Consider the following 15389-nt stretch of genomic DNA (forward strand, 5'->3'; position numbering starts at 1 on the left):
CGCGGGGATCAGCGCGCGCCGCCGCCCGTTGCCAGCGCACCGCCGGCCGCCGCGCGCAGCGCCGCGGCCGTCCGGCTCCAGTCGCGCCAGCCGACGACGGCCAGCCCGATGAACAGCGCATAGAGTCCGGCCGTCAGATACAGTTCCTTGAACACGAACATCCCGACATACACGACGTTCACGACGATCCACAACCCCCACGACGCGATGTAGCGTCGCGCCGTCCAGTATTGCGCGACGAGGCTGAACGCGGTCAGCGATGCATCGACGAACGGCAGCGCCGCATCGGTCCAGCGCGCCATCATGCCGCCGAGCAGCGCGCTGCCGACGACGGCCGCGATCAGGTCGGGCAGCATCTGCATCGGCCGCACGCCCGTGACGGGCACGACGTCGCCCGCAGGCGCCGCGCTGCCATCGGCCTCGCTGGCGCGCTGCGCGAGCCAGCGTTGCCAGCCGTACACCTGCAGCACCGCGAACGCGCCCTGCAGCAGCATGTCCGAATACAGCTTCGCGTCGAAGAAGATCCAGCCGTACAGCGCGACCGACACGAGCCCGACCGGCCAGCACAGCATGCGCCGCTTCGCGGTCAGCCAGATCGCGAGCGCGCTGACGATCACGCCGGCGATTTCGAGTGGGGACATCGTCTGTGCTCTCCAGGTTAGCTGCCGGGGCCGCGCGTCACGCGGCCGGTTCCGGACGGTCAGAAATCATAGGTCAATGACACGCGCGCGGTGCGCGGCGCACCCGGGAACAGGTACGCATCGCCCTGCTGCTCGCCCGCGTCGCGCCAGTAGAACTTGTTGAACAGATTGTCCACCGACACGCGCAGCACCGTGCGATGGCCGCCGATCTTCGTCGTATAGCGCGCGCCGAGATTGAACACGAACCACGACGGCACGCGCGCGGTGCCCTCCTCGTTCGCATTGCGGGCCGCGCTGTACTCGATGCCGCCCAGCACGTTCAACCCCGCGACGCCCGGCACCGTGTAATCCGCATACAGCGACGCGCGCAGCGCCGGCACGTTGATGATCTGATGCCCTTCGTATGCCGGCGACCCGGAATCGTACGCACGGGCACGAATCGCCGCGACGCTGGCCGTCAGCCCCAGGCGCTCGGTTACGCGCCCGGCCGCACCGAGCTCGATCCCCTGGTGCCGCTGCGTGCCACGCTGCACGAACGTGTAGCTGGTGCCCGATGCGTCCGGGTCGGCGAACTGGAACGGCTTGCTGATCGAGAACACGGCGGCCGTGAGGCTCAGCCGGTCGAGCCAGTCGTATTTCGCGCCGACCTCGATCTGGTGCGACTCGACGGGCGGCAGGAACGCATACGCGTTGGTCGCCCGCACGGGCGCCTGGTCGCCGAGCGACAGCGCCTTGCTGTACGACGCATACAGCGACAGCACGTTCACCGGCTTGTAGACGAGCGCCACCTGTGGCAGGAACACCGAGCGATCGGTATGCGTCGTGTCGCCGTCGAGGCTGCTCCAGCTGCGCTGGCGCAGCAGCACTTCCTTGCCGCCCGCGAGCACCTGCCAGTGTTCGCCGATGCTGATGCGATCGAGCCCGAACACGCCGTACTGCCACGCATCGAGGCGCGGATACGACGGGCCGGGCGAATTCGGCGACGGCGAGAACGTCGTGTCGGGCCCGTAGATGTTCTCGCTGCCCACTTGGTAGTACACCGCGTCAGCCATGCTCACGACGCGGCGCTGCACGCTCACGCCGAGCGTCAGCTCGTGCCGCAGCGGGCCCGTTGCGAACTTGCCGGTCGTGACCGCGCGCAGGTCGTCATTGCGCCGGTATTCGCCGGGGCTGCGGAAGTCGTACACGTCGTAGTCGCCGTTCGCGCCGAAGAAGAACGGCGACGTCGCGCCGGCCGTGCAGCTCGCCGCGTACGAGCAGCCGTACGCGAACGCGCTGTTGTCGTCGATCATCGTGCGGCTGCGGCCGGCGGCGATGTAGGCCTTCCAGTCGTCGTTGAACTGGTAGTCGAAGCGCGCGTTCAGGTTCAGCGCATCGGTCGTCACCGGCTTCGCCCACGGCTGCGTGCCGAGCGCCTTCGACGTCGTCTTGATCGACGGCACGACGGTGCCGCCCAGCAGCTGGTAGCCGGGTGCGGAACGCTGGATCCACTGCTGGAATTCGGCATTGAGCTGCAGGCTCGCGCGCGGGCTGATGTCCCAGTCGGCGGCGATCGAGCCGAACGTGCGCCGACCGTTCGTGCCGTCGATGTACGAGTGCATGTTCTCCTTCGCGGCATTGATCCGGAAGCCGAACTGATTGTCGGGGCCGAAGCGGCGGCCGAGATCGACGGCCGCCGACGTCGAGCCGCGGCTGTCGACGCCACCCGTCACGCTCGCGACGTTCGCCGAGCGCTTCGTCACGAAGTTGATCACGCCACCGGGCGCGACGACGCCGCTGTCGATGCCGGCGAGCCCCTTCAGGATCTCGACGCGCTCCTTGTTCTCGAGCGGCACGTTCTGCTCGCCGGACACCGTCAGCCCGTCGATCCGGATCGCGCTCGCGAGATCGACCGGGAAACCGCGGATCGCAAAGCCTTCGAAATACCCGACCGGCGCGTAGTCGTTGACGACCGACGCGTCGTTGCGCACGACGTCGCTCAGCCGCTTCGCCTGCTGGTCGTCGAGCTGCGCGCGCGTCACGACGCTCACCGACGCCGGCGTGTCGCGCAGCGGCGCGTCATCGAGCCCCGCAACCGACGCCGTGCGTGCGCGCAGCGCGTTGCCGCGCTCGCCGCTCACCGTGATCGTCGGCAGCGTCGCGCTGCCGGCTGCCTCCGTGTCCGGGGCCGGCGTGTCGCCCTGCGCCGCGGCGGCCTGTGCCGCGAAAAGCGTGATGCCGAGACCGACGCCAAGCCCGACCTTCGCGCGCCGCCGCCGTGCGGGCGACGCTGTTGTTCTATTCACCGTCATTGTTCTGGATGGAAAACTCGCCGCTCGACCCTGTCGAAACCCGTTACGAAGCTGCGAAGCGTGCCCGCGACCGGATCCGGCCCTTCCGCCGGACGCAAGCGCCGGCGCGATATTCATCAGACGAACCGGACGATACGGCACGCAAGCGGGCCGCTCGGTCGGGAAGACGCAGGATGGGACTCGGATTCAGGTGACGCACCGGGAACCGACGCAGCCGTCGACGGGTTCGTCGGGGGCGTGTCGGGCGGCCGGCTGCATCGCGCGGTCATGTCATGCGGGGGGACGCTTCGAACGCCCCGGTGCGGGCGCGACGTACTTGCGCGCACCGTTCGATGGAACGGCGGCGTGCCCGTCGCGCGCGACATCGCGGCGCGGCGCGCATTTTACCCCGGGCGGGGCCGGCCGCCCTGGAATCGGGCGAAACGGGAGGCAGGGAAGGCGGGAATAGGGACAGCGCGATTCGCGCGGCACGACGACGGTGCCGATGCGCGCGTGACTGGCGTCGTGCGCGGCCGCCTCAATCACCGGCGCAGTCGCGCGCCGGTCATGCGGCTGGAATTCGGAGCGGGAACGTTTCCCCGCTCGCGATCCGGCGGCCGGTTGGTCAGAACCCCTGCATCGTGACGGTCGGATCGACGACCAGGTGCACGACGCCGTAGATCACCGCCCCGACGAGCACCGCGAGGATGATCGCCACGAACGGCAGCATCGTGAAGTTGGCGTTCGCGAGATCGGTCGCGTGCGCCTTGCTGTTGCGTACGCCGAAGAAACTCCACAGAACCAGTTTGATCATGCCGAGCAGTTTCATGATTGCGCTCCTTTCATCTATCGGTTGACGCTATCGTCGATCCGACCGGCATCCGAAAAAAGAAGCAGTTGCGCGCGCTTTTCGCGCAGCAGGGTGTCTGCGGCGGCATGTCGCAGGGTGCGTCAGCGATCGAGCACGAGCGGTTCCGACCCTTGCGCGGGCCGCGCGACGCACAGCAGCGCGCAGCCGGGTTCGACCGGTGCGTCGGGCACCTGTTCGTAGTCGACCGCGCCGGACAGCACGCGCGTCGCGCACGTGCCGCACGACCCGGAGCGGCATTCGGACGGCACGTCCACGCGCTGCCCTTCCGCGAATTCGAGCAATGTGCCGTCGACGGGCGTCCACGCGGCTTCGCGGCCCGTGCGCCGGAATACGACCGGCACACTCGCCACCGCCGGCGTGGCAGGCGTGCGAGTCGCGCTGCGTGCCACGCTCGACGGCCCGAACGCCTCGAAACGGATGCGTTCGTCCGGCACGTTCAGCGCACGCAGCCCGTCGTACAGGTCGCGCATGAATGCCGACGGCCCGCACAGGTAGAAGTCGTAGTCGTCGAACGTCAGCAGCCGCTTCAGTTGCGCGACGTCGATGCGGCCGGCGTGGGCTGTCGAGCCTTCGTGAGGATGACTGTCGAACCAGTGGAGCGACAACCGTTCGTCTGCGGCGGCAACGCGTGCCAGCGCCTCGGCGAACGGTCGATCATCCGATTCACGCGCGCCGTGCACGAACACCACGCGGCGCGACGGTTGATCGTCGGACAGCGCGCGGCGCAGCATCGCGACCATCGGCGTGATGCCGATGCCCGCCGACACGAGCACGGCGGGGCGCGGGCTCGCGAGATCGAACGTGAAGCGCCCGCGCGGCATCTGCGCGTCAAGCGTCATGCCCGCTTGAGCGTGATCGTGCAACCACGCCGATACGCGCCCTTCGCGCTTCACGGTGATCCGGTAATGCGCGCCGCCCGGTGCATCGGAGAGCGTGTAGCTGCGGATCGACGGCGCATCGCCGCCCGGCAGCGCGACGCGCAGCGTCAGGTGCTGCCCGGCCTCGTAGGCCGGTAATGCGCCGCCGTCCGCCGGTTCGAAGTGGAACGAACGGATCGCACGCGCTTCGTCGACGATCTTTGCGATGCGCAGCGGCCGCCATGCGGGTGCCGATGTCGATGCGGTCGCCGATGCCGATTCGGGTGCGGGTGTAGACGGCGCCACCACCGCGCCCGCGCCTGCCCCCGTCCCCGCCGCCATCGCCGCGAACTGCGGCGCGCGTTCGACCGCCGACCACCGGAACGGCAGCACCGCACGCATGCGCCGCACTTCCCGCACATGGAACCGCACGACCCGCTGCGCGCCGTCGAACGACGCGACGAGTGGCCCGTCCCACACGATCTCGGCACGCGCGGCCACATACAGCAGGTCGCCGCTGTCGAAATCGACGAACAGCAGCCCCGCGCGCGGATCGTGCTGCAGGTTGCCGAGCGTGTTGAAGAAGCGGTTGCCGCTGAAGTCCGGCGTCGTCAGCGTGTGTGCATCGTCGACGCGCACGAAGCCCGGCATCCCGCCGCGATGCGACACGTCCGCCCCACGCGCAGCGCCCGCGTCCGTCGACGTGTTCGCGCTCGCAACGAAGAACGTATCGGCCTGCGCAAGCAGCGCGCGATCGGCATCGTTCAACGCGTCGGCTACGTCGGGCCCGGCGGATGCATCGACTTCCCGTGCGACGAACGTCGGCTTGCGGCCCTGGATGTACTTCGCGCAGTTGCCGAAGCTCTGCTCGACCGCGATCGTCAGCGCGTCGCCGTCGACCGCGCGCACGACCCCGTTGACGCGATTGCGCCGCCGCGTATCGAATTCGATGCCGAGCCCGCCGAGCGGCGCGCCCGACTGCCACGCACCGGCCAGCGGATCGCCCGGCAACGCGCGCGCCGCGATGCGCAGCGTGTGCGCGTCCGGCGACGTCACGAACCCCGGCGCACCGGCCCGCAGCGTCGCCCACGGCTGGCCGTGCGCATCGACGCCGCCGAGCACGAAGAACGGCAACTGCGCGAAAAACGTCCGGTGCTGGTCCGGCATGAAGCGCCGGATCCCGCGCCGGCCAGCCGAACCCGCGGCCTCCGTCACACCTGCACGCTGCTGCACGGCAAGCTCGCCCGCGTGAAACGGTGCGCTGTCGAGTTCCCAGCCCGGTACGACGGCGGTCGGGGTGTTCATCGCGTTCTCCCTGAGCAGGCGCGGTTTCGGATGGTGTTACGCGGCGAGCAGGCCCGCGCGCGTCGTCGGCATTGCGACGAAGCCCGGCAGCGCCTCGATGCGCGCCAGCCACGCACGCACGTGCGGATACGGTTCGAGCGACACGCCGCCTTCCGGCGCGTGTGCGATGTACGAGTACGCGGCGATGTCCGCGATCGTCGGCTGCGCGCCGGCCGCGAACGGCTTGCCGGCCAGTTCGCGGTCGATCACGTCGAGCACCTTCGCGGCCGTGCGCTTGGCGGCGTCATGGTCGAGCTTCGCGCCGAACACGGTCACGAGCCGCGCGGCGGCCGGCCCCGATGCGATCGGCCCGGCCGCATACGACAACCAGCGCTGCACGATCGCCGCGCTTGCCGGATCGTCGGGCAGCCAGTGCGCGTCGCCATAGCGCTTCGCGAGGTACACGAGGATTGCATTCGAATCGGCGATCACCGTGCCGCCATCGTCGATCACGGGTACCTGCCCGAGCGGATTGAGCGCGAGGAACGCCGGTTCGCGCTGCGCGCCGGCCGCGAGATCGACGTCGACGGTTTCGGACGGCAGGCCGAGCAGCGACAGGAACAGCCGCACCCGATGTGCGTGCCCCGAGAGCAGGAACGAATAGACGCGAATCGGCGAGGCGGGCTTGCGGGCGGCAGACATGGAAACACTCCGGAATCTCGCGCCGCCGGGGATCGGCGACGAACAGCTGCAGCGTAGCGCTCGCCGTTCGTCGCCAGAAGACGGATAATCGCGGAAACATTATCCTTTTTTATAGGACAATCGACGATGGCCGATCTGCGCGACGTGAACCTGAACCGGCTGGCGATCTTCGTCGCGGTGGTCGACGCCGGCTCGCTGACGGCCGCGGCCGAGCGGCTCGGCCTGGCGAAGACGGTCGTCAGCACGCACATGCAGCGCCTCGAATCCGAGGTCGGCGCGAACCTGCTGGTGCGCACGACGCGGCGACTGAGCGTGACCGACGCAGGGCGCGCGTTCTACGACGCGTGCCGCGACATCGTGCGGGCCGCCGAAACCGCGCTCGACGCGGTGTCGTCCGACGCGGGGCCGCTGCGCGGCACGCTGCGCGTGAGCGTGCCGATCGACTACGGCGCGCTGGTCGTCGCGCCCGCCGTCGTCGCCTTGCGCGACCGGCATCCGGGGCTCGACGTCGAACTCGTCGCGAACGACCGCGTGGTCGATCTCGTGGCGGACAACCTCGACGTCGCGATCCGCATCGGCCGCCTCGCCGATTCGAACTATCGCGCGGTGCAGCTCGGCACCTACGAGAAATGGCTGGTCGCAAGCCCCGCGTTCATCGCGCGCCATGGGCGGCCGCACGATCCGGATGCGCTCGCCGCGCTGCCGTTCGTGATGCTGTCGACGCTGCCGCGCCCGCATTCGGTTGAACTCGAAGACGCGAACGGCGGCACCGCTTCGGTGCGCTGCGTCGCGCCGGTCGTGTCGAACACCGCCACCGCGTGCCGCGCGATCGTGCTCGCGGGCGGCGGCTTCGGGCTGCTGACGGATTTCTCGACCGCCGACGACGTCGCGGCCGGCCGGCTCGTGCGGCTGCTGCCCGCATGGCGCTCGGCGCCGGCCGGGATTCATGCGGTGTATCCGTCGACGCGGCTGCCTTCGCCGAAGGTGCGGGCGTTTGTCGACGCGATGAAGGCGCGGATCGGGGAGGCGCCGGCAGCGCCGGTGCAAGCGACACGAGCGAAACCCACAAGCGGTTGATTCCGGATTGCCGGCCCCGTCCGGCACGACCGCCGGCGATCGATACGCTTTAACTCCCCTCCAATTCCCTTTCTCCGGGCTTTCCCATTCGAAACGAATACACCCTTTATTTTCCAAACAAATCAGGCATTGCCCTTCCTGTTTTTATACTAATCTTATTCCCATAAATATGCTGATTTGCGTTTACCGAAACGTTTCAATTCTCCGCTTTATTCAATCAAGGAGTCTGAAATGCAAATCGCCGCAACTCCATGGGGAACCACACCATCGATCCGCGTCGACACGGGCGCATTCAACCAGGCGGGCGACAACGTATCCGCAACGTGCCGGCTGGTCGGAAACGCGATCCACATCCCCGTGTATGCAACCAGCGGCGGCTCGACGACCAAGTGGTGCCGGGATGGGGACGGCTGGACCCGGGGCGCCTATACGGGGTTGTGATCGAACGTGCCTGGGGCGCGAGGATTTTCGCGCCACGATCGGCGCAATGCGAACCGAATTTCGCATTGCGCCGCTTTTTTTATTTTATCCACATTGTTTTGATCAATTCACCGCCACATGAAATCCAAACCTAAAACAATGACGGCTTATTGATAATCATTTTCATCCAGAAAAATCGCCGGATTTTATTTATGCAACAGGCGATTAAATCGAGCAAGAAAGCGACACGGCACCCGGTGCGCCGTGCAGCCAACGCTTTATCTTAATTTTCAACCGGTGATGCCTTCCGGTTACCCGATCTCCCGCAACGTCCCCAGCAGCACCTTCCGGCAACTCGCGACCATCTGCACCTCCGGATCGCGATATTCGGTGAGCAGCCACGCTGCGCCGACGTTCGTCATCGCACCGACGAGCGCGAGCCCGATCAGCCGTTGCTCGGTGCGCTCGGCGGGCGTCACCGCCTCGCGCGGCGCGCCGATCGCCATGATCAGCTTGCCGAAGTCGATCAGCATGCGCTGGTACGTCATGTCGGTGTCCGCGCTCACGCCCATCACCTCGAGCAGCAGCACGCGCGCCGCGCACGGGTCGCGCAGGAACGCGAAGAACGCGGCGAGCCCCGCATCGACGCTCTCGTGCAGATCGCCGCCCCGCTCGGCCACCGCCCGCGCGACCGCTTCGTGCAGCTGCTGCGCGTGATGCAGGTAGGTGCAGCGCAGCAAATCGTCGGTGCTGTCGAACGCCGCATAAAAATAGCGATCGTTCAGCTTCGCTTCCTGGCAGATCGACCGCACGGTCGCCTTGCGGAACCCGACCGTGCCGAACACGCGCGTCGCCGCGCGGATCAACGCGTCGCGCCGCTCCGCGGCCCGCACCTCGGGCGCCACGCCGCCATACGAGCGGCCCCGTTTTTCCGTTTCGAGTGCTTTCTCCATTCCGCTATTTGACATCAGGACACCCGAAAACTAAAGTGGTGACGATCAACACCACATTAGACGCGCCGCCGGCGCAGTGCAAGCGGAACGGGAGGAGCACGGATGAACGGGTTTTCCGGCAAGGTCGCCGCGATCACGGGCGCCGGTTCGGGCATGGGCCGCAGCCTCGCGGTCGAGCTCGCGCGGCGCGGCTGCGAGGTCGCGCTCGCCGACGTCAACGAAACCGGGCTCGCCGGCACGGCAGCCGCCTGCGCGCAGCATGGCGTGCGCGTGAGCACGCGGCGGCTCGACGTATCCGACCGCGATGCGGTGTTCGCGTGGGCCGATTTCGTGCGCGCCGAGCACGGCAAGGTCAACCTGGTCTTCAACAACGCGGGCGTGTCGCTGGCCGCCAGCGCCGAGACCGCGCGCATCGCCGATCTCGAATGGATCGTCGGCATCAACTTCTGGGGCGTCGTGCACGGCACGCAGGCGTTCCTGCCGCATCTGCGCGCGTCGGGCGACGGGCACGTCGTCAACACGTCGAGCCTGTTCGGCCTCGTCGCGATGCCCACCCAAAGCGCGTACAACGCGACCAAGTTCGCGGTGCGCGGCTTCACCGAGGCGCTGCGCATGGAGCTCGAACTCGACGGCGCGCCGGTGAGCGCGACCTGCGTGCACCCGGGCGGCGTCGCGACGAACATCGTCGACGCGGGCCGCGTCGATACCAGCATCCACGCGCTCACGGGCCAGGACGAAGCGACCCATCGCCGCCAGGCGAACCGCCTGATTCACGCAACCACGGCCGATGACGCCGCGCGGCAGATCCTCGCGGGTGTCGAACGCAATGCGCGCCGCGTGATCGTCGGCGCCGATGCGCGTCGGCTCGACCGGATCGCGCGCCTGCTCGGCGCCGGTTACCAGTGGCTGATGCTGCGCCACGTCCGCCGCGCCCGTGCCCGCAATCTCCGACCGAAGGAAGTCCCTGTGGGAGAACGCCCGCACGCCCCGGCCGCTCTTCCGACCACGCCGACCAAGGACCCCGCATGACCTCGACGACGACCGACCGGCGTGACGCGCCGCCCGCCTCCGGTGCTCGACAAGACGGCAACGACCTCGACGTGCTGATCGTCGGCGCCGGCCTGTCCGGCATCGGCGCCGCGTATCACCTGAAGCAGCGCTGCCCGTATGCGAGCGTGGCGATCGTCGAGGCGCGCGACGCGATCGGCGGCACCTGGGACCTGTTCCGCTATCCGGGCGTCCGTTCGGATTCCGACATGTTCACGCTCGGCTACAGCTTCCGGCCGTGGCACAGCGACAAGGCGATCTCGGACGGCCAGACGATCCTCGACTACATCCGCGACACCGCACGCGCGTACGGCATCGACAAGACGATCCGCTACGGCCAGAAGGTGGTCGCGGCCGACTGGGACTCGAACCGCGCGCGCTGGACGGTACGCATCGAGCGCACGCGGAACGGCGCGACCGACACGCTCGTCTACACCTGCCGCTTCCTGTTCATGTGCAGCGGCTACTACGACTACGACGCCGGCTACCTGCCCGACTGGGCGGGGATGGACACGTTCGAAGGCAAGCTCGTGCATCCGCAGCACTGGCCGAAGGACCTGTCGTATGCGAACCGGCGCGTGGTCGTGATCGGCAGCGGCGCGACGGCCGTGACGCTCGTGCCGTCGATGGCGGCCGACGCGCAGCACGTGACGATGCTGCAGCGCTCGCCGACCTACATCGTGTCGCTGCCCGCACGCGACAAGATCGCGAACGCGTTGCGCCGCGTGCTGCCGTCGCGGCTCGCGCACCGGCTCGTGCGCGTGAAGAACGTGCTGCTGACGATGTACCTGTACAACGTGTCGCGCCGCAAGCCCGACCGGACGAAGCAGTTCATCATCCGCGCGGCCAGCAAGCAGGTCGGCCCCGGCTTCGACGTCGCGAAGCACCTGACGCCGCGCTACATGCCGTGGGACCAGCGCGTGTGCCTGGTACCGAACGGCGACCTGTTCAAGTCGATCCGCGCGGGCCGCGCGTCGATCGTCACCGACGAGATCGAACGCTTCACGCCGACCGGCCTCAAGCTGAAGAGCGGCCAGCAGCTCGACGCGGACGTGATCGTCACCGCGACCGGGCTGAAGGTGAAGATGCTCGGCGGCGCGCGCGTCACCGTCGACGGTCGCGCGGTCGACCTGCCGGACACCGTGTCGTACAAGGGGATGATGTACAGCGACGTGCCGAACCTCGCATCGTCGTTCGGCTACACCAATGCGTCGTGGACGCTGAAGGCCGAGCTGATCGCGCGCTACGTGTGCCGGCTGCTCAACCACATGCGCGCGAACGGCTACGACACGTGCGTGCCGCGGCTCGGCACCGGCGATCCCGGCAACGTGCCGGCCGTCAACCTGAGCTCGGGCTATATCCAGCGTGCGGCCGGCATCCTGCCGAAGCAGGGGCATAGCAAGCCGTGGAAGTTCCACCAGAACTACGTGCTCGATCTCGCGTCGCTGAAGTTCAGCGGACTCGCCGATTCGGCGATGCAGTTCGAACGCCGCGCAAAAGCCGGCCCGGCCGCCACGACGCCGGTTGCCGAACCCGCACTCGAAACCCGCTGAGGCCGACATGACCCATACGCTCCATCTGATCCAGAACGTGCTACTCGGCGTCGTCGCCGTACTCGCCGCGCTCGCGCTGTTTACCGGCTACGTGGCCCGCCGCGTGACGCGCGCGTTTCCGCCCGAAGGCCGCTTCGTCGACATCGGCGGCGACCGCATCCACTACGTCGAATACGGCAACGGCCCGCCGCTCGTGTTCGTCCACGGGCTCGCGGGGCAGTTGCGCAATTTCGCGTACCTGCCGCTCGCGCGGCTCGCGCAGCAGCATCGCGTGATCCTCATCGACCGCCCGGGCGCCGGCCGGTCGCTCCGCGGCGCAGGCTCGCAGGCGAACGTGTTCGCGCAGGCCCGCACGGTCGCCGCGTTCATCGACGCGCTGCGGCTCGACAAGCCGGTGCTCGTCGGCCACTCGCTCGGCGGCGCGATCGCGCTCGCGGTCGGTCTCAATCATGCCGATCGCGTGAGCCGGCTCGCGCTGATCGCGCCGCTGTCGCACGAGCAGAGCGAGCCGCCGGCGCCGTTCAAGCCGCTGATGCTGCCGTCGCCGCTGGTGCGCCGCTTCGTGTCGTGGACCTTCGCGATTCCGCTGACGATCCTGACCGGCCGCAAGGCCGTGCGCCAGGTGTTCGCGCCGGAAGACGTGCCGCGCGACTTCCCGGTCAAGGGCGGCGGGCTGCTCGGGATGCGCCCGCACGTGTTCTACGCGACCGCAACCGACCTGCTGTCGGCCCCCGTCGACCTGCCCGCGATGGAGCGCCGCTATCCGGACCTCGCGCTGCCGGTCGACGTGCTGTACGGACGCGCCGATCCGATCCTGAATTGGCGCGAGCACGGCGAAGCGCTCGCGCAGAAATCGGCGCGCGTGCGGCTGAAGGTCGTCGAGGGCGGGCACATGCTGCCGGTCACGATTCCGGAAGCCACGGCCGACTGGCTGCTCGAAGTCGCCGCTACGCCGGCCGAGGCGGCCGCGCCGGCGGCACGCATCGCGTAAGCCGCGACCGCGTAACAGGGCCTGATTCCGTGCCGTGCAGCCGGCGCTGCGACGGAATCAGGCTTCGTCGTCGGGCAGCGACAGCCCACGCTCCGATATCACCTCCCGCGCGCTGCGGAATGCCTCGACCGCGGCCGGCGCGCCCGCGTACAGCGCGCTGTGCAACAGCACCTCGCGGATCTCGACGAGGCTCGCGCCGTTGTTGAGCGCGCCGCGAATGTGACCCTTCAGCTCCGTGCTGCGGCCGAGTGCCGCCAGCATCGCGCACGTGCACAGGCTGCGCGTCTTCAGGTCGATCCCGCCCCGCTGCCACGTGCTGCCCCACGCGTGTTCGTTCAGCCAGTTCTGCAGCGGGCGCGAAAAACCGTCGAGGTCGCGCATCGCGCGTTCGACGAACGCCTCGCCCATCACGTCGATTCGTCGTGCCTTGCCGTATTCCCTGTCCTGTTCGCTCATGTCCGTGTCCTGTGTGGAGTCGTGGCCGCTTCGGCATCGTCGGCAGCCGGGGATGTCGCGCCATGTTCATCGGGCCGGCGCGTTTCGTCAAAGATGTGGCCCTCGGTTCGAGGCCGCCCGCGTCACGCGATATCGAACGCTACGTAACATCGCGCCGCGCGTTACGGCGGCTTGCGGGAACATCGCAACCGCCGCGCCGGCGCACCTTGCATACCCGTCGCGCGAAAGCGCCGTAACTGCGTTTAAATCGCGCGTATATTCCCGATTCCTGCAATAAAGCGCGACACCGTTTCGGGAAAACTCCCGTGGCGCGGAATTTGCAGAGGAGGCTTGGACACACTTCCAATGTCGAGGCCAACATGCACAAACTTTTCAAGAAGACGACGGTAACGATGGCCGTCTCGTCGCTGCTCGCACTCTATGGTTGCGGCTCGGTCGATGGACCGACGACCCCGCCGACGATCAAGCCGAGCACGTCCGGGACGGGTGGCAGCTCGGGGACTTCGGGTACGTCGGGCGGTGGGACGTCGGGGACTTCGGGTGGCGGGACGTCGGGTAGCTCGGGTACGTCGGGCACCTCCGGTACGTCGGGCACTTCCGGTACGTCGGGCACTTCCGGCACGTCGGGTACTTCCGGCACGTCGGGTACCTCCGGTACGTCGGGTACTTCCGGTACCTCGGGTACTTCCGGTACCTCGGGTACTTCCGGTACGTCGGGCACTTCCGGCACATCGGGTACCTCCGGTACCTCGGGCACTTCCGGTACGTCGGGCACTTCCGGTACCTCGGGCACTTCCGGTACCTCGGGCACTTCCGGTACGTCAGGCACCTCCGGTACCTCGGGTACTTCCGGCACCTCGGGTACTTCCGGCACCTCGGGTACTTCCGGCACCTCGGGTACTTCCGGCACCTCGGGCACGTCGGGCACCTCCGGCACCTCCGGCACCTCCGGCACCTCCGGCACCTCCGGCACGTCGGGCACCTCCGGCACCTCGGGTACCTCCGGCACGTCGGGTACTTCCGGTACGTCGGGCACCTCCGGCACGTCGGGTACTTCCGGTACGTCGGGCACCTCCGGTACGTCGGGCACTTCCGGCACGTCGGGCACTTCCGGCACGTCGGGTACCTCCGGCACCTCGGGCACCTCCGGCACGTCGGGTACTTCCGGTACGTCGGGCACTTCCGGCACATCGGGTACCTCCGGTACCTCGGGCACTTCCGGCACATCGGGTACCTCCGGTACCTCGGGCACTTCCGGTACCTCGGGCACTTCCGGTACCTCGGGCACCTCCGGCACGTCGGGCACTTCCGGTACGTCGGGTACTTCCGGTACGTCGGGTACGTCGGGCACCTCCGGCACGTCAGGCACCTCCGGCACCGGCGTCACCCCACTCGGCAATGTCCTCCAGAAATCCGGCAACCTCGTGACGGCACTCGGCACGACGGTCGCAAACGGCGGCGGGCAGATCGGCGGCGTGCAGATCCCCGGCACGAACCCGACGACGGCCTCCAGCGTCGGCAACGCGGTCACGAGCCTCGGCAACGGCGTGCAGGCACTCGGCAACGGCGTCGCGGCCGGCCTCGGCTCGATCGGCGTGTCGGCCAACCCGCTCGGACCGACGCTGACGTCGACCACCGGCCTGCTGACCGGCGCCGGCGGCGCGGTCAACAACCTCGGCAACGCAGTGAAGAGCCTCGGTTCGGGCCCGCTGTCGCCGCTGTCGCCGGTCACGTCGCTCGTCGGCGATCTCGTCAACACAGTTGGCGGCGCCGTCAATTCGACCGCATCGGGCCTCAACACCGCGCTGAACAGCGCGCCGGTCCAGCAGCTCGAGACGCAGGTCGGCAAGGTGATCAACCCGATCACGAACACGCTGACCGGCGGTGTCACGACGCCGGGCGCCACGCAAACGCTCGGCGGCGTGACGCTGCTCGGCACGCCGCTCAACGGCCTGCTGAGCACGCTCGGCAACGGCCTCGCCAGCGCCGGCACGAAGGTCGGCGGCGCAACCGACAACCCGGTCGGTACCGGCCTCGGCGGTGTCGTGGCGCAGCTCGGCAACACGGTGACGTCCACCGGCGGTCTCGTCCACGACAACAACGCGGGCAGCTCCAGCAGCGGCACGGGCGGCAGCAACCCGCTCGATCTCGCTCGCGAGGCTCGCTTTGGCTGACTGCTGGATATGCGGGTTCTGCACAATCGCGACGAGCAAATCGTCGGTTGCCTTACCGTCGCGCACAGCAGGCCAATTTTTCCTGTCCGCTAA

Annotated in this window: 14 protein-coding genes; 6 read left to right on the forward strand and 8 right to left on the reverse strand. The window is 68.4% G+C overall.

What is annotated here, in order from left to right:
• Positions 1-8: 8 nt before the first annotated feature.
• The 5 genes from pnuC to G3O06_RS06170 all read right to left on the reverse strand — a co-directional run bounded on the left by pnuC (position 9) and on the right by G3O06_RS06170 (position 6625).
• Complete coding sequence (pnuC, locus tag G3O06_RS06150) at positions 9-641, reverse strand: nicotinamide riboside transporter PnuC (RefSeq protein ID WP_205815418.1); 633 nt, start codon at positions 639-641, stop codon at positions 9-11.
• A gap of 59 nt (positions 642-700) precedes the next feature.
• Positions 701-2932, reverse strand: a complete 2232-nt coding sequence (locus tag G3O06_RS06155) for a TonB-dependent siderophore receptor (protein ID WP_205815419.1) — start codon at positions 2930-2932, stop codon at positions 701-703.
• Between the two features lie 604 nt (positions 2933-3536).
• Positions 3537-3740, reverse strand: a complete 204-nt coding sequence (locus tag G3O06_RS06160) for a DUF2970 domain-containing protein (protein WP_043178166.1) — start codon at positions 3738-3740, stop codon at positions 3537-3539.
• Positions 3741-3862: 122 nt separating this feature from the next.
• The gene (locus G3O06_RS06165; RefSeq protein WP_205815420.1) at positions 3863-5944 is read right to left on the reverse strand and encodes a pyridoxamine 5'-phosphate oxidase family protein; all 2082 of its coding nucleotides are present in this window, start codon (positions 5942-5944) and stop codon (positions 3863-3865) included.
• Positions 5945-5980: 36 nt separating this feature from the next.
• Entirely contained in the window at positions 5981-6625 is a 645-nt protein-coding gene (locus tag G3O06_RS06170; protein ID WP_174916092.1) for a glutathione S-transferase, read from the reverse strand.
• Between the two features lie 126 nt (positions 6626-6751).
• Here G3O06_RS06170 and G3O06_RS06175 point away from each other — a divergent pair, with 126 nt between their 5' ends.
• Both G3O06_RS06175 and G3O06_RS06180 read left to right on the forward strand, forming a co-directional pair.
• Positions 6752-7702 (forward strand): LysR family transcriptional regulator, encoded by a 951-nt coding sequence (locus G3O06_RS06175; protein WP_205815421.1) that lies wholly within the window; start codon positions 6752-6754, stop codon positions 7700-7702.
• Between the two features lie 231 nt (positions 7703-7933).
• Positions 7934-8143, forward strand: a complete 210-nt coding sequence (locus tag G3O06_RS06180; RefSeq protein WP_174968206.1) for a fucose-binding lectin protein — start codon at positions 7934-7936, stop codon at positions 8141-8143.
• 290 nt (positions 8144-8433) lie between these two features.
• Here the strand turns inward: G3O06_RS06180 and G3O06_RS06185 are convergent, their stop codons facing one another.
• A complete protein-coding gene (locus G3O06_RS06185) occupies positions 8434-9075 on the reverse strand; it encodes a helix-turn-helix domain-containing protein (protein ID WP_241019541.1) in 642 nt (213 codons plus the stop codon).
• Positions 9076-9177: 102 nt separating this feature from the next.
• Here G3O06_RS06185 and G3O06_RS06190 point away from each other — a divergent pair, with 102 nt between their 5' ends.
• The 3 genes from G3O06_RS06190 to G3O06_RS06200 are packed head-to-tail and all read left to right on the forward strand — an operon-like array spanning position 9178 to position 12666.
• Positions 9178-10104 (forward strand): SDR family NAD(P)-dependent oxidoreductase, encoded by a 927-nt coding sequence (locus G3O06_RS06190; RefSeq protein WP_205815422.1) that lies wholly within the window; start codon positions 9178-9180, stop codon positions 10102-10104.
• Positions 10101-11675 carry an NAD(P)/FAD-dependent oxidoreductase gene (locus G3O06_RS06195; protein WP_205815423.1) on the forward strand — a complete coding sequence of 525 codons (1575 nt, stop codon included), beginning with the start codon at positions 10101-10103 and terminating at the stop codon, positions 11673-11675. The genes G3O06_RS06190 and G3O06_RS06195 overlap by 4 nt, the downstream gene beginning before the upstream one ends.
• Before the next feature lie 7 nt (positions 11676-11682).
• A complete protein-coding gene (locus G3O06_RS06200) occupies positions 11683-12666 on the forward strand; it encodes an alpha/beta hydrolase (protein WP_175000288.1) in 984 nt (327 codons plus the stop codon).
• A 57-nt stretch (positions 12667-12723) separates the two neighbouring features.
• On the opposite strand, the gene G3O06_RS06205 is transcribed toward G3O06_RS06200, so the two are convergent.
• Complete coding sequence (locus G3O06_RS06205) at positions 12724-13122, reverse strand: carboxymuconolactone decarboxylase family protein (RefSeq protein WP_205815424.1); 399 nt, start codon at positions 13120-13122, stop codon at positions 12724-12726.
• 418 nt (positions 13123-13540) lie between these two features.
• Positions 13541-14653, reverse strand: coding sequence for a highly repetitive protein (locus tag G3O06_RS48895; RefSeq protein ID WP_346779490.1), 1113 nt, complete (start codon positions 14651-14653; stop codon positions 13541-13543).
• On the opposite strand from G3O06_RS48895, the gene G3O06_RS48900 reads away from it, so the two are divergent.
• Entirely contained in the window at positions 14547-15296 is a 750-nt protein-coding gene (locus G3O06_RS48900) for a collagen-like triple helix repeat-containing protein (RefSeq protein WP_346779491.1), read from the forward strand. The genes G3O06_RS48895 and G3O06_RS48900 overlap by 107 nt on opposite strands.
• Positions 15297-15389 lie beyond the last annotated feature (93 nt).

It is taken from the genome of Burkholderia sp. Ac-20345, assembly GCF_017104825.1.
Taxonomy (GTDB): domain Bacteria; phylum Pseudomonadota; class Gammaproteobacteria; order Burkholderiales; family Burkholderiaceae; genus Burkholderia; species Burkholderia lata_B.